The 25,523-nt window shown below is 37.5% G+C and carries 22 protein-coding genes and 1 other RNA gene; 4 read left to right on the plus strand and 19 right to left on the minus strand.

Features of this window, described 5'->3' with window-relative positions:
• Positions 1-8 precede the first annotated feature (8 nt).
• Positions 9-1,412, minus strand: coding sequence for a glutamate decarboxylase (gene gad, locus PQQ29_RS12310; RefSeq protein WP_187983865.1), 1,404 nt, complete (start codon positions 1,410-1,412; stop codon positions 9-11).
• Positions 1,413-1,537: 125 nt separating this feature from the next.
• Here gad and PQQ29_RS12315 point away from each other — a divergent pair, with 125 nt between their 5' ends.
• On the plus strand, positions 1,538-1,846 hold the full coding sequence (locus PQQ29_RS12315; protein WP_003763830.1) for an SdpI family protein: 309 nt from the start codon (positions 1,538-1,540) through the stop codon (positions 1,844-1,846).
• A 59-nt stretch (positions 1,847-1,905) separates the two neighbouring features.
• Here the strand turns inward: PQQ29_RS12315 and licT are convergent, their stop codons facing one another.
• Positions 1,906-2,763: a BglG family transcription antiterminator LicT gene (gene licT, locus PQQ29_RS12320; protein WP_003763832.1), complete on the minus strand. Its 858-nt coding sequence runs from the start codon at positions 2,761-2,763 to the stop codon at positions 1,906-1,908.
• A gap of 268 nt (positions 2,764-3,031) precedes the next feature.
• Here licT and PQQ29_RS12325 point away from each other — a divergent pair, with 268 nt between their 5' ends.
• Complete coding sequence (locus PQQ29_RS12325) at positions 3,032-3,442, plus strand: VOC family protein (protein WP_003769161.1); 411 nt, start codon at positions 3,032-3,034, stop codon at positions 3,440-3,442.
• 18 nt (positions 3,443-3,460) lie between these two features.
• On the opposite strand, the gene PQQ29_RS12330 is transcribed toward PQQ29_RS12325, so the two are convergent.
• Entirely contained in the window at positions 3,461-3,973 is a 513-nt protein-coding gene (locus tag PQQ29_RS12330) for a ClbS/DfsB family four-helix bundle protein (RefSeq protein WP_003769163.1), read from the minus strand.
• A 122-nt stretch (positions 3,974-4,095) separates the two neighbouring features.
• On the opposite strand from PQQ29_RS12330, the gene PQQ29_RS12335 reads away from it, so the two are divergent.
• Positions 4,096-4,437 (plus strand): YxeA family protein, encoded by a 342-nt coding sequence (locus tag PQQ29_RS12335; protein WP_010991240.1) that lies wholly within the window; start codon positions 4,096-4,098, stop codon positions 4,435-4,437.
• A gap of 32 nt (positions 4,438-4,469) precedes the next feature.
• Here the strand turns inward: PQQ29_RS12335 and PQQ29_RS12340 are convergent, their stop codons facing one another.
• The 8 genes from PQQ29_RS12340 to PQQ29_RS12375 form a co-directional block, all read right to left on the minus strand.
• Positions 4,470-4,853 (minus strand): GyrI-like domain-containing protein, encoded by a 384-nt coding sequence (locus PQQ29_RS12340; RefSeq protein ID WP_153648600.1) that lies wholly within the window; start codon positions 4,851-4,853, stop codon positions 4,470-4,472.
• A 54-nt stretch (positions 4,854-4,907) separates the two neighbouring features.
• Positions 4,908-5,804 carry a helix-turn-helix transcriptional regulator gene (locus PQQ29_RS12345; RefSeq protein ID WP_153648599.1) on the minus strand — a complete coding sequence of 299 codons (897 nt, stop codon included), beginning with the start codon at positions 5,802-5,804 and terminating at the stop codon, positions 4,908-4,910.
• A 40-nt stretch (positions 5,805-5,844) separates the two neighbouring features.
• Entirely contained in the window at positions 5,845-6,414 is a 570-nt protein-coding gene (locus tag PQQ29_RS12350; protein WP_187983864.1) for a YdcF family protein, read from the minus strand.
• A gap of 161 nt (positions 6,415-6,575) precedes the next feature.
• Positions 6,576-6,945: a transfer-messenger RNA gene (gene ssrA / locus PQQ29_RS12355) on the minus strand.
• Between the two features lie 115 nt (positions 6,946-7,060).
• Entirely contained in the window at positions 7,061-8,113 is a 1,053-nt protein-coding gene (locus tag PQQ29_RS12360; RefSeq protein WP_153648597.1) for an internalin N-terminal domain-containing protein, read from the minus strand.
• 52 nt (positions 8,114-8,165) lie between these two features.
• A complete protein-coding gene (locus PQQ29_RS12365) occupies positions 8,166-12,098 on the minus strand; it encodes a TIM-barrel domain-containing protein (RefSeq protein WP_187983863.1) in 3,933 nt (1,310 codons plus the stop codon).
• Positions 12,099-12,112: 14 nt separating this feature from the next.
• The gene (locus PQQ29_RS12370) at positions 12,113-13,057 is read right to left on the minus strand and encodes an internalin N-terminal domain-containing protein (protein ID WP_010991246.1); all 945 of its coding nucleotides are present in this window, start codon (positions 13,055-13,057) and stop codon (positions 12,113-12,115) included.
• A gap of 58 nt (positions 13,058-13,115) precedes the next feature.
• Complete coding sequence (locus PQQ29_RS12375) at positions 13,116-16,388, minus strand: TIM-barrel domain-containing protein (protein ID WP_033533621.1); 3,273 nt, start codon at positions 16,386-16,388, stop codon at positions 13,116-13,118.
• Positions 16,389-16,770: 382 nt separating this feature from the next.
• On the opposite strand from PQQ29_RS12375, the gene PQQ29_RS12380 reads away from it, so the two are divergent.
• Positions 16,771-17,679: a helix-turn-helix domain-containing protein gene (locus tag PQQ29_RS12380; protein ID WP_010991248.1), complete on the plus strand. Its 909-nt coding sequence runs from the start codon at positions 16,771-16,773 to the stop codon at positions 17,677-17,679.
• Between the two features lie 54 nt (positions 17,680-17,733).
• On the opposite strand, the gene smpB is transcribed toward PQQ29_RS12380, so the two are convergent.
• The 8 genes from smpB to eno all read right to left on the minus strand — a co-directional run bounded on the left by smpB (position 17,734) and on the right by eno (position 25,408).
• The gene (gene smpB / locus PQQ29_RS12385) at positions 17,734-18,198 is read right to left on the minus strand and encodes an SsrA-binding protein SmpB (protein WP_003723350.1); all 465 of its coding nucleotides are present in this window, start codon (positions 18,196-18,198) and stop codon (positions 17,734-17,736) included.
• Positions 18,199-18,213: 15 nt separating this feature from the next.
• Positions 18,214-20,595: a ribonuclease R gene (gene rnr, locus PQQ29_RS12390; RefSeq protein ID WP_112120051.1), complete on the minus strand. Its 2,382-nt coding sequence runs from the start codon at positions 20,593-20,595 to the stop codon at positions 18,214-18,216.
• Positions 20,596-20,628: 33 nt separating this feature from the next.
• The gene (locus PQQ29_RS12395) at positions 20,629-21,375 is read right to left on the minus strand and encodes an alpha/beta hydrolase (RefSeq protein WP_003769179.1); all 747 of its coding nucleotides are present in this window, start codon (positions 21,373-21,375) and stop codon (positions 20,629-20,631) included.
• Between the two features lie 364 nt (positions 21,376-21,739).
• Positions 21,740-21,973: a preprotein translocase subunit SecG gene (gene secG / locus PQQ29_RS12400; RefSeq protein ID WP_003739713.1), complete on the minus strand. Its 234-nt coding sequence runs from the start codon at positions 21,971-21,973 to the stop codon at positions 21,740-21,742.
• Between the two features lie 89 nt (positions 21,974-22,062).
• Positions 22,063-22,806, minus strand: coding sequence for an alpha/beta hydrolase (locus PQQ29_RS12405; protein WP_003763862.1), 744 nt, complete (start codon positions 22,804-22,806; stop codon positions 22,063-22,065).
• 182 nt (positions 22,807-22,988) lie between these two features.
• On the minus strand, positions 22,989-23,708 hold the full coding sequence (locus tag PQQ29_RS12410) for an alpha/beta fold hydrolase (protein WP_010991251.1): 720 nt from the start codon (positions 23,706-23,708) through the stop codon (positions 22,989-22,991).
• A 131-nt stretch (positions 23,709-23,839) separates the two neighbouring features.
• Positions 23,840-24,013: a hypothetical protein gene (locus PQQ29_RS12415; protein WP_010991252.1), complete on the minus strand. Its 174-nt coding sequence runs from the start codon at positions 24,011-24,013 to the stop codon at positions 23,840-23,842.
• Positions 24,014-24,115: 102 nt separating this feature from the next.
• Positions 24,116-25,408: a phosphopyruvate hydratase gene (gene eno / locus PQQ29_RS12420; RefSeq protein ID WP_003727923.1), complete on the minus strand. Its 1,293-nt coding sequence runs from the start codon at positions 25,406-25,408 to the stop codon at positions 24,116-24,118.
• Between the last annotated feature and the right edge of the window lie 115 nt (positions 25,409-25,523).

Here is a 25,523-nt window from a genome sequence, read left to right on the forward strand (position 1 = left end):
CTTCTTTTTTAATGCGTAAATCCGTATGAATCGTTTCGTTCCTTATCATGATACAGCACTCTAGCATGTTCTAAATTATGGAGTGCATCCGCGAAATCAGCTGCAAATTCTTCCGCCACATTATAACCTAAGTCCGCCCGGCAAACAAACCGCTGAATAATCGTATCACTTAAATCAGCCGGCAGCGGATAAGCCGGAACTTGCCAGCCTTTCATAAGAAGCTGGTCCGCAAGATCATAGAGCGTCCACTCAACATCAAGGCCATCTTTCAACTTATAACAAACAATCGGCAAATTAGAGCCATCATTAATAATTTCAAAGTAGCCACTTTTTTCTACCGTTTTTGAGAGATATAGTGCTGTTTTCTTTGTTTTTTCGTGAATTTCTCGATAGCCTTCAAAACCATAACGCAAGAAATTATAATATTGACCAATAATTTGACTAGCACTACGCGAAAAATTAATCGCCATGGTTGGCATTGAACCACCTAAATAACTCACTTCAAAAATAAGCTCTTTTGGTAAATATTCTTTATCTTTCCATAAAATCCAACCAACACCCGGATAAACTAAGCCATATTTATGACCAGAAGTATTGATTGAAACCACATTTTTAAGCCTAAAATCCCACGCTAATTCTGGATTTACAAATGGAGTAAACATTGCGCCACTTGCCCCGTCAATATGAATCACTAATTGATGCTCGTTTGCTTCATTATAAGCTTCTACTTTTTCATCTAATAAAGCAATATCATCGAATTTCCCTGTGTAAGTAATACCTAAAATCCCAACGATACCAATCGTATACTCATCCACTAACTCAAATACCTTCTCAACATCAAGGCTTAGATGCTCTTTATCCATTGGAACGACACGCATATCAACATCCCAGTACACACAAAATTTTTCCCAACACACTTGGTAGCCTGATGAAATAATTAAATTTGGCCGTTTCGCTTGAATATCTAGACCACGTTTTTCAGCATTATTACGCCAACGAAATTTCATTGCCAAGCCGCCAAGCATACACGCTTCCGAAGAACCAACAGTGGAAGTGCCTAGATAAGACATTTCTTTTGGCGCATTCCATAAATCCGCTAAAATATTAACGCAGCGATTTTCTAGTTCTGCTGTTTGTGGATACTCAGATTTGTCGATAGCATTTTTTTCCAGTGTTTCTGCCATCAATATTTCGGCTTCTTTTTCCATATATGTCTGACAAAAAGTCGCCAAGTTCTGTCTCGCATTTCCTTCATCCATCAGCTGATCTTTCACTAATTGATAAGCAATGCGCGGTTCCATTGGTTCCTTTTTTAATACGTATTTCGGGATGCTAGTACTTTCTTCTTCAGATCCAAAGAGTGGGATTCGATAACTTTCATGTTTTCGCTTGTCGTTTTCACTATAAAGCATCTTTTTTCCTCCTTTAAAATAACTGATCATCTCTTTCACCAATACCCATTAAAGCAAATAGGCAAACCGTTCAATTTTTCACAAGAATTTGTTATACTACGGTGGTACGTAAAAGGAGGTTTGCTATGTTTGATTTAATTTTCCCGTTTTTATTAATTATTATTGGCATTTTTTACAGAGTTAATCCACCCAAAAATAAAAATGGCCGCTTTAGTTACCGGACGAATGCTTCTTTAAAAAACGACGCCAACTGGAAAAAGGCTCATCGATTGCTTGGAATTTACTGGATAATCATTGGCGTGTGTATTCTAGTTTTTTCACTGATACTTGCATTTATTCCAATGTATGCCATGATTCGCAGCTCCATTTTATTAACTACTAGTGTTTTCGCAGTGTTATTTTCGGTCATATTAGTAGAGAAAAAATTACAATAAAAAAAGCACCGCGATAAGCGGCACTTTTCTGTAATCCATTACATATAAGTCCAAAAAAATTATTCTTCTTCTTTTGCTATTGTGTTTCTTTCAGTAACGCGGTAAATATGAATTGCGAGGTAAACACGTTCGTCTCTTGTTAATTCCGTATGATGCGTATTAATCAGATATGCATCAATTTTTTTCGTACAATTAAAAGCTTCTGGATACTTAATTTGCACTTGTTCATATAAAAAGTCATCGCCGGAATCGACAATTTCTTTTCGAAGTAAACGTTGTGCGAAATACTGTAAATGAGTAATAAAACGTGTATAGTTCAGTGAAGTTTCATCTAAAACCATACCATAATGATACGTGACAATGCTTAAAATATCTTGAACAATTTGGGTCATTGCTACTGTCATGTGCATTTGTTGTCCGTCTTGTCTCGCATTTACAATGTGGAGAGCAATAAAACCTGCTTCATCTTCGTCTAACCTAATTCCTACTTCTTTCTCAATAAAATCAAGGGCCTTCATTCCAACTAAATACTCTGCGTGATAAAATCGTTTTATTTCCCACAATAGTGCATTTTTCAAGTTAATACCCTGATTATAACGTGATACTGCAAAATTAATATGATCTGTGAGAGTTAAATAGATATTATCGCTTAAGTCTGTTTCAAGTGTTTCTTGCGCGTACTGGACAACATCATCCGCGATACGTAAATGTTTCAGCGGAATCTCACTAAGTAATTCTGAAAGCTTTTCTGAAAGTTCGTGTGTTTCCATTACAAATGTTTTTTCAATCTTGGATACCTCCACCTCATCTCCAAGTTTCTTTTGAAAAGCAAGACCACGGCCCATCACTACAGACTCCTTGCCACTTTTACCCTCGGCGATTACGACATTGTTATTCAGTATTTTTTTGATAATCATGCATTTTCACCTCTTTCAAAAGAAAAAAACCCAAACTAATTCCAACGCTATTAATATCAAAATAGCACTTGAATTAATCTAGGTTTTGCCTGCCTCAGCAGTAACAATCCTATTCTTTTCTCTAACATTATAGTACAAAAAGAAACCGATTACAAGGGGTATTTTTGATATTCAATTTTGGATTACTTTATATCTTCCCTACTTTAACATAACTTATTCATTGACAGGAAGTTTTCTGCATGCTATTTTTGGCTGGAGGTGATAAATTATGGCAACACGCTCGGAACAAATTTTTATTAATTTGCCTGTAAAAGATTTACAAGCAACCGTCGCTTTTTTCACAGAACTTGGCTACGAATTTAATCCTCAATTCACAGACGAAAATGCTACCCAAATGCTCATCGGAGAAAATATTTTCGCCATGCTCTTGAAAGAAGATTTCTTCCAGACTTTCCATAAAGAAGGCATCGCTGACACAACAAAAGCACGCGAAGTCCTCATCACCATCACCCAAGATAGCCGCCAAGCCGTTGACACACTGGTCGATCATGCGCTAAAAATTGGCGCAAAACCAGCAGGCGAAACACAAGACTACGATTTCATGTATAGCAGAAGTTTTCTTGATTTAGACAACCATCTTTGGGAAATTGCTTATTTAGACGAATCCGCTTTAAAATAAAAAAAGAACCGCTGGAATTCATTTGATTCCAGCGGCTTTTTTAAATTTCCGTATTTTCTTCATAGCCCATTCATAGTGGCTCGTTGTGCTTGAAATAAAAATAGCACCTAGCGACGTTGTATTCGTCCACTTATAATATTTTTTTGTAAACAGTTCTTCATTCGAGTGTTCCGCGATAATTTCCATTTCCGCATGATGCGTTTTATTTAGTAATTCCATCGCCGTCTCTAAATCCGTTTCCTGGTACTTCTGCCAAATGACCAAATTCAGTTCTGGCGTAGTCCTCCAAGTATAGCCTTCCGCCGGCATAAAAGGTTTATCGCCCCTCATCCCAACCTGGTACCAATCAAGCGCCATATTGTGCCACTCATGCAAATGCACCACAACGTCACGAATATTCTTATCCCTATCCTCAAACGGAAACGCAAGCTGCTGTTTTTCTTTTGGAATAGAGTCAATTAAATCCAATAGCTTTTGATAACTTTCCGCACTTTGTTGAAGCAATTCTTCTTTATTTTTTGGTCTCGCCATGAAATATTACTCCTTTCTAACAAATATGTAAGTTTAAAAATCCATTTCGTTGCCTTTTGCGAGGGTTTGTCCCGCTCTTTTCTTATACAATAAGTGTAATAACTCAGCAAAGGATGATTGACTTGAAAAAAATTGTTATACTTATTATAAGCGTACTATTACTTGGTGGAATTATTGGTGGCGTATATTACTTTAAAAATGCCAACAAAATTGGTGCAGATGCTTCCTATGTTAAAATTACAAAAGATCCCACAAAAAGTAATGAAATAAGCTTCAACAATAATTATACTCTTCCTGCATACGACGAAAATGGTAAAGAGACAGAAGTTACTTTTTCTGCAGATAAAGAATTACGTAAAGGCGCTTATTTAAAACTTTATATTAAAGAAGACAAAGGCGTAACTTCATTTGAAGAAGTGCCTGAAAAAGAAGTCCCAGCTAAAGCAGCTGAAAAACTTAAATAATGACAGAATCTCCTCCTTGTGAGGGGATTTTTTTAAATAGAAATATAAACTTCTATTTTTCCATTCGTATGATACCATTCAAAATCTGTTTTATAAGCGCGCTGTAATTCACTATCCCTCGCCCAGATTTCTTGCCAAACTTCCGCCACGCCTTTATGACTCGTATTATCTACAGTAAACACGAGATATTCTCCAGCTTCAATTTCTGTATTTTTTTCTTCGTCCCAGTCGCTAGTTCCTACTAATAAATCATATTCACCCGTAAAATCACTCGCATAATTACTATACACCGCAAAAATATCTCCGGCTGGCTTTTCAACCATGACTTCACCCCAAAGTTCTGCAATCGGACTAAAATCACTATTACTTGTACGTATTTGCTTTCCATTAATCACTTTATTTTCTTGTAACTTCATTGTTTGTCGCCTCCTCTAACATCATTATAGCGATCAAAACTTGACAACTATCTGTCAAGAATTCAAATTAAAATAAAGTTTTTCCACTTCGGACTTATATTCATTTTGTAGCGAATCCGGTTCTAAAATCTTCACCGCACTTCCAAACATCAATAAAAACGGGATAATATTCCGCTCAGAATCATATTGAAACGTTACACGAACCAAATCTAACTCCATTTGCATTTCTTCTAACAAAAAGTAATCCAGTAATTTTCCAAGCTGATTTTTCGGAAACTCTAACACAATTTTTTCTGTTACTTCAGCTTGTTTTTGGTCTTCTTCTATTTTCATACTAGTTTTACTCGTTTCTTTCAAAGACGTTATTCTTGTTAATTTAAAGTGGCGAATGGCTGCTCTTTTGTGACAGTATGCTTCTAAATACCAACTGCCATCCATTAAGTTTAATTTTTGAGGTGAAATTTCTCGGTTTGTTTCTGTTCCGTCCATCGCAATATATGTTATATCTAACTGTTTTTTCATCGTAAAAGCTTTTTGAATATAGGCGATTTTTCGTTTTACTTCGGCCTCAATTTGTTTGCGATGTTGTGTCGCTGAATCAAAGAAAATATAATTGCTAGTTGGTTTTTCCGTTTGTAATAAAGTGATTTTTTCTCGTAAAGTTTCTTGGCTATCATTCAACATAAATTCCGAACGCGCCTCTAAAGCTTCAAGCAAAATCCGCTTCTCTTCCTCCGAAAAAGTAAACGTCACTAATTTATATGTATCAAGCATCGTAAATCCGCCATTTTTCCCCGGTAAAGCAACGACTGGAAATCCCGCATAAAGGAGCGTATCCATATCGCGGTAAATCGTTCGTGTGCTTACCTCGAATTTTTCAGCGAGCTCACTTGCTAGTACTTTTCGCTCTAAAATCATGACTAATATTGCTAAAATCCGCTCTAGTTTCATCCCAAAACCTCCAGCCCTTTTAGCCTTATTATAGCATGTATTATCGGTCAAAAACCCATGCATATGTGATGGATAAAACTTCGCGCATCATTCCTTTGTACTTGGCAGGTGTCCGAGATTTTGCTGGAAGACCGGTTGCATTTATCCCCTGACGTTTTGCTAGCATTAGCGCCCTATACATATGATAGTCACTTGTCACAATCCCTGTTTTTCCTAAATCAAATTTTTCATTGCTATATTTAATATTTTCTTCCGTTCTTTTGGATTTAGTTTCCTTTTTAATCCGATTTCTCGCAATGCCTTCATTAACCAAATATTCTTCCATAACCGCAGCTTCCGTCGTGCTTTCATCAGCACCTTGCCCACCACTAACAATCACCTTTGCCTTTGGATATTCATTCAAATAAGCCACTGCCGCATCCAATCTTTCCTCTAAAACTAACGACGGGGTAGCCGGATCCCCATTAATTTTCGCACCTAAAATAAGTACCGTATTTACGTTTTCATCAGGTTTGGCCCTCGTCCCGCTAAACATAAATGCCGCTACAATCAAGACATATATAAATCCAATTACAATTAAAATAACGAAAAATTTCTTAAAGCGTAGCATCTTATTTCTCCTCTCCTTACTTCTTTATTTAGTTTAGCAAATGATTCTTAATAAAAGAGAAAGAAATAATCAAGTTAATGGAAAATAAAAAAAGGTCCTATGTTCTTAAATGGCTTAATAACACCATTAAAGAACATAGGACTTTCTTTACGCGTTTCAAAATATGGAGATGGTGGGAGTCGAACCCACGTCCAGAAATATCGGCACTTGAATATCTACGAGCGTAGTCACCGTATTAGCATTTCGCATAAACATCAGCCCGGTAACAGGCTTCCATTCAGCTAGTCTGATTAAGCTCTTCTATTTAACCTCAGACGGAGATTAACTAGTGTAGCCCACTTAGAGTGAGACCCTTACCGTAGCACATGGGCGATGCACGGAGGATCAGCTATGCTACTGCTTATTAGGCAGCGAAAGCTAGGTTTTGTTTTTCTTTGCCAGTTATTATTGGCTTTGACGTTGATAACGAGGACGATCCCCCCGACTCGCAACTCAAGCTCGAACTATCCCTGTCGAATCCGTAACATCCCCAGAGTTAAAGTCTAACATTAGATATTATACAGGAAAAAACGAGCCTTTACAAACAGAAAAAACTTGTGACACAGCCAAATGTACAACTATTATTTAGCATGCCACAAGTTTTCAATTAATTGATAGTTAATTTCAGTGAGTATTTCATAACTTCGCCTTCTTCAATATAGGGCTCTATTCCATTAAAATCAATACCAATCGTGTACTCGCCTTTATCAAGATTACTTGTAGGAACAATAATTTGCGCCTTGTCCTCATCATAATTTACTTTAAATGAATCAAACACTTTATCATCATCTGAATTTCGAATCCACACTTCTTGAACACCATTAATATCCTTTAAATCATACAATTGTGTATAAATTGGTAGTGTGATATATGCATCTTCCCCATAAGCAACCGTTTGATCTGGTAAAGTTCCAATTTGGCCTAGTACAGTTATTTTATCAACAATAGTAGGTGGTAGTATGTTTAAATAATTATAGCTCAAATCCATACTTACCAAACTATCCAAATGAGTGAAATCTGTCATTTCTGTTGTGAATTGATTCGACTCAAAGTTTACTTCCTGTAAATTTTTCAAGTTTGTAAAATCAGGTACATCTTCTGAAGCAAGGCCACATTCATTTAGCAACAACGTTTCTAGTTTAGGAATATTAGAAAAGTCAGGCAAGCCCCCCACAATAGTTCTACTACCAAAATTAAGATACTTTAATTCTGGATAATTTTGATAATCTGGTACGGTAATATTTTCAGGTGGTATTTCACTTGTTATACTTACTTCTGCTCTTAAAGTATCTAATAGAGGTAAAGTCGGTAAATCCGGAAATTTAGTGAACTTTGTTTGGGTAGGATAAATCATAATATTATTTACATTGGTAAAATAAGCATTTCCTAGCATTTCTAAAGTTTCGTCTGTTAAGTAATTTGTAAAATAGCCCAATCCTAATGATGTCGCTGCATTTATATCATCTTGCGTAATGATGTCTGTAACATCACTTTTGTGCAAGTTTTCTACCATATCTTTCGCTAAGTTTTCATCTGGAAAAACATCAATTATTCTGGCTGGCAATGGATATACCTCTGTCACACTAGCATTTACATCCATTGTATTAAAGCTGACAACTCCAATAATAATCAAACTAAATACTATAAATAGTTTTTTCATCTTCTCTCCTCCTTAAAGAAAAGAGCGGGATATATCATCCCGCTCTATCTAATTATTTGGCAGATGGCATAACTCTAACATTATCAATATGAATACTTGTTCCACCTTTAGAGTCCATCACAAAACTTGTATTAATATTTCCTGTTGTTACTTTGACATCCTTAATTGAAACATAATGCCAAACATTATCAGCTACTAAATCAATAGTCTGACCTTCACTGCTATCGTAGTTATTAACTGTCATTTGTGCTTTTGCAGTATCATCTTTACTTACTTTAACCCACGCTTCCACATCGTAATTCGCATTATTAGTCGGAACTGCGATTTGTTGCGCTAGTGTTTGCTGGTAAGCTCCTGGTAGGTAGAAATAAGCGCTCTGACTTCCAAAAGCTGGTGATTCTGGAGGATTGACACCTGAACCACTATCAACGCCGTATGCCTTATCCTGACCGTCCGGATGAGACTCTACCCAATTAGTAGTTGCAGCAGGGTCACGTTCAAAACCGCCGTTATCAAGTAGATTTACTTCTGATTGAACCGGACTGTTAATCGGATCCGCTGAGACAAGGATTCTATCAATATTGATATTTCCTGTAGTTTCACCGTCCATTAAGAAAGTGATTTTATTTGTACCAGCTTTTAAATTCACAGCTTTTTCTGTATCAGTCCAAATATTCCAGTTTTCACCTTCTGAAGGGAAAGTTACGCGAGAATTATAAGTACCATTTGTGTACAAATCAAGCGTTTGCGGCATCCCACTTCCATTTGCAGTTCGGGTATTTAGCACATATTCCCCGTCCGCTGGCACATCCACTTCAAACTTGATTTCATCTCCTGCTGCTCCAAAGCCGCCAACAAAGCCTTCTCCACTATAGAACCAATGATCATTTGCCACTTTTAAAGTTCCAGATAGAGCTGCTTCTTCCGCTTCTACTTTTGCTACAGTTGGAGTGAAACCGATATTTACTTTGTCTAATGCGACTTGATCTGCTTTGTCGCCTGTGTCTGTAACCACTTTATAAGAGATACTATTTTTTCCTGCTGCAAGTGGTAAGTTTTCCGCTTGAACAGTCCAGTCCGCTGCCGGTTTTAAAGTTGTTTGTTTTACATATTCACCATTTACAAAAATACTTAATGATTGGTTATCTTCGGAAGCATTTTTGTATGTTAAATCAACATTATAATCGCCAGCATCTTTTACATTTGCGTAAATCGTTGTTCCAGAGCCATCTGAATCATATCCATCTACATAGGTTTGTTCAGTTACAGGTTTTTCAGCAACTATATTTGCAAAACTAGAACCTTTTTCCATTTCATATGTTCCAGTTTGTTCCACGCTTTTAGAACCGGTTGCTGTAATAACTGTATCTGCGTCTCCTTGAGCTGGTACTTTCACATAAGTTACTGCGCCATAAATATCGCTAGAAACAGCATAACCACTTCCATCTGCATTTTCGAGCGCAGATAAATCATCGTATAATTTGCTATCAGTGCCATTAACTTGGACACTTTCAGCAGCATTTCCGTGTAGTTTTACAATGTAATTTTCTGTGTCAGCTTTGTAACTTCCTTCTTTCGCGCCAACTGTGAAAGTAGTAGTATCTGCTGTTTTCGATGTTGTCATTTTTTGTTTCAAATAAACTTCTTTTTCATAATCAAAAGATTTTCCATCGTCATCATAATGTGTAAATGAAGTATCTTTTTCAGAAGCAAATGTGTCTAAATAAACGGTTTTAACTGCGGATTCACCAACATAGTTTTGCGGCTGTTGCATTGGTATAATTGCGCCCTGCTTAACGAACATCGGAACATCCGTCCAGTCTTCGTCATTTACTTCATAATTGATAGTTTGGTTCCCTTCGTAGATATCACCACGATTATAGTCTATCCAAGTTCCCGCTGGTAAATAGATTTCACGCGAACCGGCACCCTCTTCTAAAATAGGAGCTGCAAGGATAGCATCACCAAACATCCATTCATTTGTTAGGTTAACTACATTTTCATCTGTTGGATTATCAAAAGTAAGTGGTTGAACAAGTCCTACTCCAGATTCATAAGCTTGTCTTTCATAGGCATACATGTATGGAATCATTGAATAACGCCAAGTCATACTACTTTTCGCCACTTCTTCTGCAGTCCCGCCGTAATACCAAGGTTGACGTTGTTGATTATCATTACCATGTGTTCTAAATACTGGTACAAGAGAGCTAAACTCCATCCAACGACTATAAAGTTCTGGATCTGGATTTAATACTTGTCCAGAATTGGCATTAAAACCACCTGTGTCCATGCCCCATTTCGTTTGACCTAAATTGATAGTAGACAACATCGTACTTGGTTGTTCTTGCATTCCATTTGCCCAGTCAATTACTTCGCCTTTTTTCCATTGGACGCCGATATCGCCTGACCAAATAGATGTGGAGTAGCGCTGAGCTCCTGGATAATATGTTCTTCCAGTCTGCCAAACACGTTCATTCGTGTAATCACGTTGACCTTCATACATTGCTTGAGATGTAAAACCTGTTGTGAAATTCCCAAACCAATAATCCGCTCCATTGGAGGATACTTTGTCAGTTTCATCATTCCACCAACCGACGATACCTTTATCCAGCGCATCTTCAGAATGAGACCACCACCAATTACGTTCATCCGGATTATACGGATCGATACTTCTAACAGTAACTGGGAACGCGTAATCTTCATACGCTTCTTGGCCTGGATACCAGTAACCATTTGCCTCAGCATCTTTACCTTGTTGCGTTTCCGTTCCATCTTGTAGATTAGTTACCACACGAGGTTTAGTAATACCAATCATTTTTACACCTAGTGCATCCATATCATTTTTTAAAGTAGTGTCTTTTGCGGATGGGAAATTAGTTGTATTCCAAGCAAATTCACCGTAATCCCCTCCATAAACAGGATCTCCGTAAAACTTCCAATCGTAGTCAAAAGCAAAAGAATCAATCGGAATTCCCTTAGCACGATACGTATCAATATTTTTACGGAATTCATCTTCATTTGTTCCCCATTCGAAATTGGAGAAACCAAGAGACCATTTTGGCATCATAGGAGTATGACCAGTTACATCAGCGTAAGAGGACATGATTTCTTCAGGTTCCCCTGACATCAAGTACATTTCTACATTTTCTTTTTCGTAACGACGGCCTTCAACAACGGAATCCCCGTAATAGAATTCCAGCTTTTCTTCGTCTGAAACAGAATAAGGATAACCCCCGTCACTGTCTACTAAAAGGCCATAACCTGCTGTAGACCACATGAACGGGCCACCAGCATTACCTTGTTGACCTGCTTGAGCTGTCTTCCCGCTATTTGCAGCTGTATTATCTCGCTCCATCCCAAGGTCTCCGTCACTAAAACTAATACCATAAGCTCCGTAAACATGGTCAGTTGCACCACGTTTAAATCTCACACCGCCATCGAAAATTCCACCATCAGCCGACTCAGATAATAAAGTTTTTCCCTCTTTATCTTTAAAAGTCATTCGTGCTGGTTCTTTAGAAATTTCAAGTGTGCATTCGTCCGTTGAAATAACCATAGGATCAGATTCTAAATCAATCTCAGCCCCAATTGCTGTAAAAGTTGCATTAGGGTCAATCATCGGTGTTGACTCACTATTTTCGATATTTCGTGGTCGTAAATTAACTTTAAGCAAATTATTGGCAAGTGGTGAAATTTCTAAGTAGTCATCTTCTGCTTCATCCCCGTTATCAATTTTTAGCGTGATAACATTGTCTGTTACAGTTGCCTCTAAAACATTTCCAAGCCCTTCTTCTGCACTTAACTTCGCATATTCTTCTTTACTAAGTTGTTTTGCAGTTTCTCCATTCGCTTGTTGTTTCACTTCTTTTTTCTCTGTTTCTTCTGCGTTAACTTCTACTTCTAATGGTTGCGTTATCCCTAAGTTCAACCAAACAAGCGGCACAACAGCCATACTGACACAAACTTGCTTCATCCCTTTTTTCATCATCTCGCTCCTTTTCATTCAGTAATTGTTACAGGAAAATCATACCACCCTAAATATTCTGATCCATTGTAATTTAGTGAGATTTCTAACAAATGTTCACCAGGCTCTAATCCTGCTGTTTCAATAGTGTACATGTAAGAACCCGTATAGGATGGATACACTGGTTTATAAAGAAATTCACCGTTATCATTAATTATCATCTCGTTCCCAGGAGCTGGTGCGATAAAATCTAGCGCTTGATAAATAAACGGCACAAAAACATCTAAATTTTCGCCTTGTTTAATTGTCCTTGGAGGATAGGTTGCCGTCTGTCCATCAAACGAACGATTCCTAATTTGCCCAGTTAGAAAAATATCTTCTGGAATTGATATTAAATGATTATCACGAAGAAGTAATGTTTCTAAATTAGGCATATTCATCCAAATATCTTTCGCTATATATCCAGAAAGTTCTGCTTGCTCCATGTTAATACTGACTAATTTTTCCATCCCAATGAACTCAGGAATATTAATTCCGAAATTATTTTTACTAAAGTCTACTGTCGTTAAATTAGGATAATTTGCGTTTGGAAATTGAGTAATGTTTGCATCAGATGCTTTTATAGTTTCTAAAGCAGGAAGACTCTCCGATAAGTCAGGCATCTCGCCAATATTATTACTCCAAATAGCTAATTCTGTTGCGTTTGTAAAAACTTCATTATTCAATACATTCAAATCTTCCCCAGTTAAATTTAACCCTGGAAATGGTAGGATTGTGATTGTATCTAAATCTTCTTGCGTGATAATATCATTTACAGAATCTTTATCCAATTCTTCAGCAATCGCCTCAGCAATTGCTTCAACTGGAAATGCCTCAATGATTGGAGCTGGCAAAGGAACTGTATCCGCTTGCACTTTTATTGTTGGTGAAAGTAAAATACAACAACTTACAATGAACAACAATCCAATTATCTTTTTCATCTCTTACTCCTTTCAAAGCACCACCCTCTTCACCTCGAAAAGGGTGGCAATGTGTTTATTATTTAATTACAACATGATCAAAGTTAATTCCCGCTGTATCGCCTGCTTCAAAATCAAAGACGACTTGGTTAATACCATCTTGCAAGGTTACTGGCACTTCCACTACGTCCCAAGTATCCCAGTCAGTCGTTTTCGGTAAAGCAATTTGTTGTTTGTTGCCATTTACATAAACCGTTCTTGTAGCATCTTCCACACCCGCGCTATAACGCACTTCCATCGTATAATCGGATGCCCCATCAACTGCATCAATATCAAACTCAACTGCTTCTTTTTCTTCATCAAATCCAGCTACAAAACCAGTTCCAGTGTAGCCAGCATGGTCACTTGCAGTTGATACATTTGTTAAATGCCCGAATTCCGCTTCATAAGGTGCATGATTTACACCATTTAAAACGATAGCCTGAGTAGTGTCTGTTGCTGCAGTTTTGATGTAAGTTAAGTTTTGTACAGTGTCATAGTAATAAGCGCTCGTTGCTTCATTAAAGGCATCTAGTGTGTCTGCTTTAGCTACCTCAGTTCCTGCAACTGTTACACTTGTTGGCTCTGTACTGAAAACTTGCATCGTTGTTTCATCTGCCATTGCCGGAAGATTGACCGTAACTTTTTCATTTGCAAAGTCTTCAGAAACGCTAATGTCACGCATCTCGCCACCATTTACATCATCATAGAAACTGTACTCGCTGTTTCCTGATGGGTAAACTCGGAACGTTAAATTATCATACGCTTTTAAATCGTTACCTACATTTTGTCCTAGTTGGTAACCATCTGTCATATTCATTGGAATAATCGCTCCAGCTTTTGCAAATACAGGTAGCGTATCAACATCTGCATAGTAAGAAATTGTTTCGCCACCTGGATGGATACCGCCGTTCCAAATATCTATCCATTCGCCTTCTGGTAAATAAACTTCTTTTTCTGTTTGGCCTTCTTGTACAATTGGTGCTACAAGTAAATCATCGCCAAACATATATTGTTCATCTAAATTACGCGTATTAATATCTTCTGGATAATCCATAGCCATTTGACGCATCATAGATTTCCCATTATCAGCAGTATCTTTTGCCGCTGTATAAATATAAGGAAGTAAATTCATACGTGTATATAAATATTTTTGGAATGTTGGTAAAATCGTTTCGTCGCCAGTTCTAGCTACTGCATTCCACGGTGAGCGTTCTTCACTTGGCGATGGATCTGATTTTTCCGAGTGGAACTGCATAATCGGTGCAAAAGCCGCCATTGCTGTTGCGCGTTTATAAAGTTCTGCTGTTGGATAATTTCCTGTGAATCCTGCCATATCCCATGCCCAGTAAGAAACGCCTGATGTTGATGCACTAAGACCTGCTTTTACGGATGCTTGGAAAGAATCAAATGTAGAAGTTTGATCTCCAGACCAGTAAATGCCCGATTTTTGTGCCCCTGAAGTTCCAGAACGGCTAAAGGAAACTGCCTCTGGATTTATACTTTTTGCAAAATCGAAATAGCTGGAAACATAATCTGTTGGATAACGGTTTCTCATTTCTTGCCCTTTTTCCCCGTTAGAAAAAGTTGTATCACGGCCCCAAACCATTTCTCCACCATCTGTCTTGAATCCATCAATTCCGACATCTGTTAGTAAATATTCACGTTGAGATGTCCACCAATTTACCGCATCTTTATTTGTGAAATCTAGTAAAATCCCGTTACCAAACCACTGAGATGCTGGAACTCGGTAAGGCGCCCCTGTTCCATCGTCCGCACTGTACCCTTGACTTATCATGTAGTCTTCATCATTATCTCTTTGTTCATACACTGTATTATCATCTTTTAATACAGGAACTTGCCATAATACAATGTTCATTCCTGCATCATGTACGCTGTCTACCATTGCTTTTGGATTTGTCCATTTCCCGTTAAATGTAAAATCATCATAGGCAAAAGGTTCACCATTTTTCTTCGCAGTATATGTCGCGTCGTTCCAAATGTAGTAAGTTTCTTCATCACTCCATTGTTCTAATACAAATCCCGTTGCTGGAATTTCATTTTCTTTTGCATTAGAAAGTGCTGTACTTACATCAGATTCTCTATCCCATTCATTTGCTGACATCCAAAGTCCGAATGCCCATTTTGGTAATAATGTAGTTTTTCCAGTAATATCTGTGTAGTTATTTACAATATCATTTTGATCTTTTCCGCTGATGACATAATAATCAAGCATATTCGTCATATCGCCATCATTATCTAAAATAAAGCTATATTTGTCTTCTACTTTTGAAGCCATTTGGAATTGTGAATGAAAATCAGAATTCACAAACATACCATATTTATTTGCACTTACAAAAAACGGTACTGCTAAATAAGTTCGTTCAGTTTGTGCTTGGTCTTGGTACTCATTATAAACATAGGTTTCAACATCTTTGCCTCGTTGATTAATAGTATCGTAACGTTCACCAAAACCATAGAACGCCTCATCACTTGGCGTCATAAAATTATTTTGATACTGATTGATAACATTTTTGCCATCTGTCAACCAACCTAAGCTGTTGGCAGTTGTATATTCACTTGTAAGTAGAGTTCCATCTGCTTGGTACACTTCCATGCGGTAAGGAGACTTTTGGATTTCTACTCGCAAATCGTCAGTTGTAACTGTTACTTTATCTGCACCATCATCTACTGTGTAACCAGTTTTTCCAGCATGTCCAGTTTCTTTACCGGTTGGTGATAGTTCCATACGAAGTGTATCTAAATCCTCAAACGAAAGATATAATTTTGGAGTGAATTCACCTGCAGTAGCTGTCATATTTAATGTAATAGAATCTCCATTATCTACAACGCTGCTGACATCTTGCACATACTCCCAGTCCGTCACGTAAAATGTAAACGGACCACTTTCATATTCAGTTCCTCCGTCAGTAGAACCTTTTGTTGTATAAGTAATTTCATCGCCTTTTTCAAATTTTCCTAAATCTGCTTTCCAGTAAGTATTGTTCCCGCTATTATAATCATAAGCTGCTGTAACATTTTCTTGTGCTACCCCGTTTTTAGTCCATTCTACCCAAACATTTTGTCCATCTTCAATTGGCCAGGTAGTAATATTTAATGTCACGTCTTCACCAGCTTTTGGATCTCTAGGAGAACGTTCTGTTGGTTGGACAGTATATAGATCATCATCCCCATATGGCGAGTGATATTCCCCATCCATCGCGAAAACGTTTGTCCCAAATCCACTTAAACAACTAAATATTAGTATGGTCAAAATGAAAATTAAACTAGATTTTCTTCCCTTTCGCTTCATCTCTCTTTCCTCCCTTAATGTATATTTTTACTAAAAACATATTACTTTTGATGTATTATTTCGCAAAATTATTAATTTTTGCATATCTATGATTGTAGAAATAATCACATAATGTTATAATTCTTTCACAGATACACTAAAAAAGTTCAAATTACTAATAATCCTACAAAAAAACGCAACTATGCCAGACCATTCTTCATGGAAAAACAATAATTGCGTTCATCAGAAGACCTTGCTTAAAAAACTTTAAAACAACCAGTTAATACTTTTGAACAAAGTTAACATGTCTTCTCCCTCCTTTTTCATCTATACAGAAATACTAACTCACAAATCTTACATAAAATTAAAAAGCATCAAATTTGAACAAATGGAGCTGAGTTTTATGCAAAATATTGGTGATACATTAAAATTTATTCGGAAAAGTAAAAACTTAACACAACAAGAGGCCTGTACAAATGCTCTCAGTCGCTCTAATTATCAAAAAATCGAGAATAATAAAATCATGCCTAGTATGGACCGTTTTATTCAAATCTTACTTAATTTCAATATGACGTTAGAAGAATTTGAATTTATAAAACGAGACTTTACACCTTCTCCAAAAGAAAATATCCTTTATCTATACTCCAAGATTATTACCTCCTCAGAAACAGATATGATACTTAATGTTATTTCCAAATGCGACGACTACTTAGAAACCCACAACGATATTTTTATCTCTGACATTAAAGCCTCACTTGAAGGCATTTTACTAGCTGAAAAAGAACATAATTTTAAACTTGCTCGAAAGAAAGTAACCTACATTTGGGACAGGCTTTCGGAAGCTGATGAATTATTTTGGAATGACATATTAATATTAAGAAATATTTTCTTTATTTTTGAAAATGAAACTGCTCAACATATTGTAAATCGTCTTATTTCTCAACTTAAAAAATATCGTTACTTATATCCAACACTTTCGATTGAGATTTCTCTTCATGTTAATCGTGCTACTTATTTAATTTTGGACGAAAAATATGAACTAGCTTTGCACTACATTGAATTATCTATTAAAATCGCTAAGCATAACCATTATTACTTACAATTTTGCATGGCTGTTGCGAAAAAAGGAATTGTTCTGTATAAGCTAGGTGAAAAACAAAAAGGTAAACACTTTATGCAACGAGCGCTCAGAGTGGCTAAAGTGCTTGAAGAAGAACGTATTTTAAGCGGGATTAAAAATGAAATCGATTATTTTCTTCATGATGAGATGCATAACCTCTCTTTGAATGAATTTACAAAAATAGACATATAAAAAAAGCCTAAATCTAGCTTCTTCAACTGTTGTTGAATGACTAGATTCAGGCTTTTATTGTTGGCGCTCTTTAAAGGCGCGTTCAATATCACGTTTTGCTTCTTTTTGTTTTAAGTCTTGGCGTTTATCGTATTTCTTTTTACCTCGAGCTACACCGATGAGTACTTTTGCGTAGCCATCTTTAATATACATTTTTAGTGGAACAATCGAATAACCGGACTCTTTCGTTTCTCCAATTAAACGGCTGATTTGCTTCTTATGTAAGAGCAACTTGCGCGTTCTTAGTGGATCATGATTGTAGCGGTTCCCTTGTTCATATGGACTAATGTGCATATTGTGTAAGAAAATTTCCCCTTTGTCGATACGTGCATAGGAATCTTTTAAGTTTACCCGTGCGTTTCTGACGGATTTGATTTCAGTACCTTGCAGGACAATGCCAGCCTCAAAAGTTTCTTCAATTGCGTAATCGTGGCGCGCTTTTTTATTTTGCGCGACTAGTTTACCATCACCTTTTGGCATAACTCCCCATCCTTTCTAGCGACGTTTTTTCTTCTTCGGGCTTTCTTTTGCTACACCTTGATAAAAAGGTTTTTTCTTCTTTTTCTTTTTAGGTTTTGTATACCATTCGTCTTCTTTACGTTCTGATTTTGGTTTCACGTCTTCTGATTTACCAGTTCTACGTTTGTTACGACCTTTTTTTTGGTTACTCTTAAAGTTTCTAGTTTTATCAATCGGTTTTTCACGTTGACGTTTTTGTTTATCGCTCACCGGACCTGGTTTGCCTTCACTACGAAGAGCAAAATCGATTTCACGAGCATCTACGTCGACTTTAGTTACTTCTACTTCCACTTCATCACCAATACGATAAATTTGGCCTGTTCTTTCGCCAATCATCGCTAATTGATTTTGGTGGAATTTGAAGTAATCGCCTTTCATTGCGCTCACATGGACTAAACCTTCAATTGTGGTCGGAAGTTCAATAAATAAACCAAAATTGGTTACAGAGCTAATAATTCCGATGAATCGTTCGCCCACTTTATCGACCATGAACTCAGTTTTCTTCAGTTCGTCAGTTTCACGTTCAGCTTCTACTGCACGTCGCTCCATTTTTGAGCTATGTTCAGCAATCTCAGGAAGCTCCTCAGCGCGTTTTTCTAAAGTTTCTGGACGAACATCCCCGTTTATTAAATATTCTCTAATAAGCCTATGAACGATTAAATCCGGATAACGACGAATTGGCGACGTGAAATGTGTATAAAAATCAGTAGACAAGCCAAAGTGTCCCGCGCTCACTGTATCATACTTCGCTTGTTGCATCGAACGTAGCATTACAGTCGAAACAACCATCTCTTCCGGTTTACCTTTTACTTCTTCTAGTACTTGTTGTAAGGCAGCTGGGTGAATATCATTGGCAGTTCCTTTGACAATTAAGCCAAAATTAGTAATAAATTCAAAGAAACGTGCTAATTTGTCTTCTTTTGGATCTTCATGAATACGATAAATAAATGGTACATCCATCCAGTGAAAATGTTCTGCAACTGTTTCATTCGCAGCAAGCATAAATTCTTCAATCAAATGCTCTCCCGCTGAACGTTCGCGCATAACGACTGCTTCTGGATGACCTTCTTCATCAACGACTACACGTGCTTCTTTGAAATCAAAATCAATCGCGCCACGTTTTTCACGTTTACGGCGAAGGATTTCAGCCAAATGTTGCATCGCTTCAAGCATTGGAACGATTGGCGCATATTTTTCACGCAATGCTTCGTCTTTTTCAACTAAAATATCATTAACGTCTGTATAAGTCATTCGTTCCGTTGTTTTAATAATACTTTCAAAAATTTCATGATTAACTACGTGGCCCTCTTGGTCAATTTCCATTTCACAACTCATTGTAAAACGGTCTACTTGTGGGTTAAGTGAGCAAATGCCATTCGAAAGTTTATGTGGCAACATTGGAATTACTCGGTCGACCAAATAAACACTTGTTCCGCGGTCTTGCGCTTCTTTATCAAGTGGCGAGCCTTCTGTTACATAATGCGTTACGTCTGCAATATGCACGCCTAGCTTCCAGTTGCCATTTGGTAATTGTTTGACAGTAACTGCATCATCCAAGTCTTTGGCGTCTGCCCCGTCAATTGTAATTATCATTTGGTCACGAAGATCGCGACGATTACCAATATCTGAATCATCAACCACATCGGGTGCTTTACTTACTTGCTCCATTACTTCTTCCGGGAACCCGATTGAAATACCGTGTTTATGAATAATCGATAAAATATCCACACCTGGGTCATTGCGGTGACCGATGATTGATTTAACAACCCCTCTTGCACGCGCATGCCCAGTTGCATATTCCGTCAATTCAACGATAACTTTATGACCGTCTACCGGTTTTAAGCCATCCTCTAAATCAATTTCCACTTCACCGAAAAGTCGTTTATCATCTGGCATCACAATTGGAGTACCAGCTAAGTCTTCCATATAAGTTCCGACGATTTGTGTTGTCTTCCGTTCGACAATTTTCTTAATCGTACCTTCTGCCAAATTATCGCCTTTACGTTTCGTGATCGTCGCAAAAACTAAATCACCGTTCATTGCATCTTTAACTTCATTTGGCGGGATAAAAATATCGTCCATTTCTTTCTCTTCCGGGAGAACAAAGCCAAAACCTCGTTCATGTGCGCGAAATGTTCCTTTTACTAAGTCCATTTTTTCTGGTAATGCATACCGATTCTTCCTTGAGCGGACAATAGTTCCGGAATCTTCCAGTTTTACTAAAGCTTTCACCATTAATTTAAAGTCATCCGCATTGTTTAAAGCTATTTCTATTTCTAAATCTTCTAGCGCAAATGTTTTATCAGGCGCTGAAGTTAATAGATTCATAATTTTTTCTTCCATTTGTTTTTGTTCCACTTCTGTCCCTCCTCTCTCTGTTTTAAAAATTGTTTATTCTTGCCAATCTAAGCTATCTAAAAATGTTAAAATCGCTTGGTTTACGTCTTTTCTTTCTTTGTCTAATGTGATGACATGACCAGATTCTTTAAACCAGTGTAACTCTTTCTTTGTTGATTCTACTGTATCATAAATCAGCTGTGCCCCGCTCACATCAACCATATCGTCTTTTTCACCTTGAACGACCATGATTGGTGCATAAATCATATCTATTTCAGAAACGACGCCATTAATTTCATCTTTTAGTTTAGCGATAGTATTCATTGGCGCGTCTTTATAGGCGACCATTTCTGCATCGATTTGTTCAGGCGTTTTACCTTCTAATTTTTTATAATTACGCACATAATCTAAAAAGCCTTGAATTATTGGCGATGAGCTGTCCATTCTTGTTGGAGTACTCATGGCTATAATTCCCTTTAACGGCCTAGAAAAACCTAATTTTAGTGAAAAAAGTCCACCGAGCGAAAGTCCTGCTACAGCGATTTCCGTGTAACCGAGTGATTTTAGGTGATCATAGGCTTTAAGAACATCTTCCCACCAGTCGTTTGGTCCTGTTTTTAGTAGTAGGTCTGGTGATACGCCGTGGCCTCTGTATTGAGGCGCATAGCAAGTGTAATTGTTTTCTTGTAAAAACCTACCTAATATTCTTACATCCGCTGAGCTACCTGTGAAACCGTGTAAGAGTAACACTGCTCTTTTGCCTTTTTCGAATAAAAATGGTTGTGGTGGTGTTATTTTCATAGTAAATATCGCTCCTTGGTTCTTTTTGGAGTTTTGGTTGATCTGGGGTGGGTGTTGTTTTTGTTGGAGTTTTAGGGGGATTTGTTGTACTTAAAAATTTGTGCTCCCCTTTTTGTGTTGTTCGTCCACTTTTTTATGGAAAACAATACTCCACCTTGTTACGCCTTGTATTGGAGTTCTAGGGGATTTGTTGAACTTAAAAATTTGTGCTCCCCTTTTTGTGTTGTTCGTCCACTTTTTTAATGGAAACAACGCTCCACTTCGTTACGCCTTGTATTGTAGTTCTAGGGAAGCGGACTACGCTTCTGGAGAACTACAATAATAAAAAACCACCTAAATTTTCATTCAGGTGGTTAACATCTCGTTACTGTACAAAATATGCCAGTGCAATTAGTATTGCGAAGAAAACAATGGATAGAACGATGGTTGTACGATGTAGAATAAGTTCTAGTCCTCTTGCTTTTTGCTTACCGAATAATTGCTCAGCTCCACCAGAGATGGCGCCGGATAAGCCAGCACTTTTACCTGGTTGAAGTATGATAACTGTAATTAACAGTACTGATACGATGATGAGTAAGACCGTTAAAACTGTACTCATTGTTCTTTCCTCCTAAAACCGCCCAATTTGACTAAGGTTAATTTTACCATATTTGGTATTATACGTAAAGGTTTGTTTCTATACAATAGTTAAACAACTTTTTCCTCAAGCCAAACTAGATCGTCTAAGAAGTAAATCAAGTCTTCTTCTAAAATATCTTTTTCACAGTCGTTCACAATATCGTGACCTGAACCTGCGTAGAAGCACAGTTGTTTATCATTTGTATGAATGTGTTTGAAGATATAATTGGCGTTATCTGCGTCGATTTCTTCGTCTTGGCAGCCTTGACCAATCATCGTTGGCACATGAATCTTTTCAATATCACGCGCAACATTTTTGTAGAAAGTAGCACGTGCTTCCGTCATTACGTCTATTTCAGGAAGGTAGTTTTTTAACATATCATCTGCTTCTTGTTCTACTATACCTTGTTTCTTTAATTGTTTAGTTAAATAGTTTTCGATTGGGATATAGCGCATTTTACGGTTTACATTGGCGCATAAAGGAACAATCGCTTTTGGTGAAAACGATTCTGCCATTTTAAGCGCAAAAACACCGCCCATTGCCACACCGACAATTGCAATTTCATTATATCCGTCTTTTTCAAGTTGACGATATCCAGCCACCGCATCTTCATACCACATTTCCGGTGTTGTTTTCAAGAAAATAGCGGGTTCATCCCCGTGACCTCTGAAGTTTGGTGCATGTACTGTGTATCCATTTTCTGCTAGAGTTTCTCCAAGTTCTCTTACGTCTTCTGTAGTCCCTGCAAAGCCATGCAAGAGCAAAACAGCACGATTTCCCGCTTTTAACGTAAAGCTACGATCCGCACTCATTTTTACGCAATCCTCCTAATATCATCACTTTTATAATCCACTCTATTGTAGCCCATCTGAACTAAATAAGCTACCTTTTGAGTTCTGACCAATAGACCAATATTAACGCTATCCAAGGAACTTGTCAAATACTTTTTTCACACCCCTCAAACACGTTGGTATTAAAGGGTTTTAAGGTGTTTCTATTTGTGAATTTCCGCGCTTAAATTGGAAAAGAAAGTATGAATTAATCGTAACAATTGTTTTGGTTTTTGCCTAGGTAAATAATGAAGCCCATTTCTAACAATAACCATTTCGCCGTGTTGAACAGAATGTACCATTTTCTTCGTATCTTTAGAAGAAATCAAATCGTATTCACCAACAACAGCCAAAAGTGGTGCGCTTATTTTCTTTAAATCTGCTTCTGACATGTGTGGATGATAGATCGTTAAAGCAAGTTGTTGTTTCATACGTTCAAAAAAACGACTGAACGGAGCTAAGAGAACTGTAGCTCCATAAGCAACGCGGCAAAACAAATCTGGTAAAAAGCGGATTTGGTTTACATGATAATTTGTGCCAATAACGACAGAGGCGATTTGACGTTTTGGTTGCATTTTACCCATGACAAGAGCAACAATACCACCGTCGCTATAACCAACGACTTTATATTTATCAATTTTCAAAAAATCGAGTAATGAAAGCATATCGAGAGCCATTATTTCAAAATCAAGCGGCATATTTCCTGCGTCACTTCTACCGTGTGCGCGACTATCTACAGCGATTACTTGATGATCAAGTGCTAAGTCATCAATAATTCGTTTTAAGGAACGGTGACTTTGACCATTCCCGTGGATAAGAAGAATCGGTTCGCCAGTCCCGTATATTTGATAAAACAAGTTAATTCCATTGATTTTTGTTATCATAAAGCATTTCTCCTTGCTCGAGACTTCTAATACTCTTATTTTACACCTGATTATACTTGATTTCATATAAAAATGCTTCTAATATATTAAAATACGCCTGATTCTAATCAAGCTAGAATCAGGCGCACTATTTATTTCATAAGTCTACGATGGTATTGTTGTTGCGGTACGTCTGCATCAATAATTTTCTTTGGTACAGAGCGCTTTTCGGCTAAGGGGTGGCTTTTTTCATGCACCACAGCGTCTTTGATTTTTGGAGTTTCGAGCACTTTTGAGGCCTGACTATTTTTTACTTTCATCAGCATTACCTCCTCTTCCAAATCATTACCCCTCTATCTATTTTTAAAACAGAAAAAACTCCGCGAAAATGTTACTTTTCGCGGAGTTTAGCGTTTTATTCAATCAACTTATTTTTTTAAGTTGTAGAAAGTGTCGTTACCATGATATTCAGCAAGATCAGCCAAATTGTCTTCGATGCGGAGTAATTGGTTATATTTTGCAACACGGTCAGTACGAGTAGGCGCACCAGTTTTGATTTGACCAGCGTTTGTAGCTACTGCAATGTCAGCGATTGTGGAATCTTCTGTTTCACCAGAACGGTGAGAGATAACTGCAGTGTAGCCAGCGCGTTTAGCCATTTCAATTGCATCCAATGTTTCAGTCAAAGTACCGATTTGGTTAACTTTGATTAGGATGGAGTTAGCGATACCTTTTTCGATACCTTCTTTAAGTTTAGTTGTGTTAGTTACAAATAGATCGTCACCTACTAATTGAACGCGGTCACCAATACGTTCTGTAAGTAATTTGAATCCGTCCCAGTCGTTTTCGTCTAGGCCATCTTCAATAGAGATGATTGGGTATTTAGTAATCATTTCTTCATACCAAGTTACCATTTCTTCAGAAGTACGAGTTACGCCTTCACCTTTAAGTTCATATTTACCAGTTTCGCGGTTATAGAACTCACTTGATGCAGCATCCATCGCAAGTTTAACTTCTTCGCCAGGTTTGTAACCAGCATCTTTAATTGCTTGCATGATTGTTTCAAGAGCTTCTTCGTTGGATTTAAGGTTAGGAGCGAATCCACCTTCATCACCAACACCAGTGTTTAAGCCTTTACCTTTAAGAACAGCTTTAAGTGCATGTAGGATTTCAGCACCCATACGTAGAGCTTCTTTAAAGTTTGGAGCTCCAACAGGCATTACCATAAATTCTTGAACGTCGACATTGTTATCAGCATGTTCTCCGCCGTTAAGGATGTTCATCATTGGAACTGGAAGAACTTTACCGTTCACTCCGCCAAGATATTCATATAAATGTACGCCTAGTTCGTCAGCAGCAGCACGAGCAGCAGCTAAAGAAACACCAAGAATAGCGTTAGCACCTAATTTACCTTTGTTAGGTGTACCATCAAGTTCGATCATTGCTTTGTCAATTCCGATTTGGTCAGTTACGTCAAAACCGATAATTTTGTCAGCAATAATGTCGTTTACGTTTTCAACAGCTTTTAAAACACCTTTTCCAAGGTAACGAGCTTTGTCGCCGTCGCGTAATTCTACAGCTTCGTATTCACCAGTTGAAGCACCACTTGGAACTAATGCGCGACCAAACGCGCCAGCTTCAGTATAAACTTCAACCTCAACAGTTGGGTTACCGCGGGAATCTAAGACTTCGCGAGCATAAACTTCAGTAATAATAGACATTTATAATTCTCTCCTTTGTTGGGATTAATTGAACGAAATGAACAAGATATTCACTTCAAATCAAAGACCCATCCGTTTTTAAATTCGTTTTTATTGTAGCTCTGTTTGCAAAAAA

The organism is Listeria innocua, assembly GCF_028596125.1.
GTDB lineage: Bacteria > Bacillota > Bacilli > Lactobacillales > Listeriaceae > Listeria > Listeria innocua.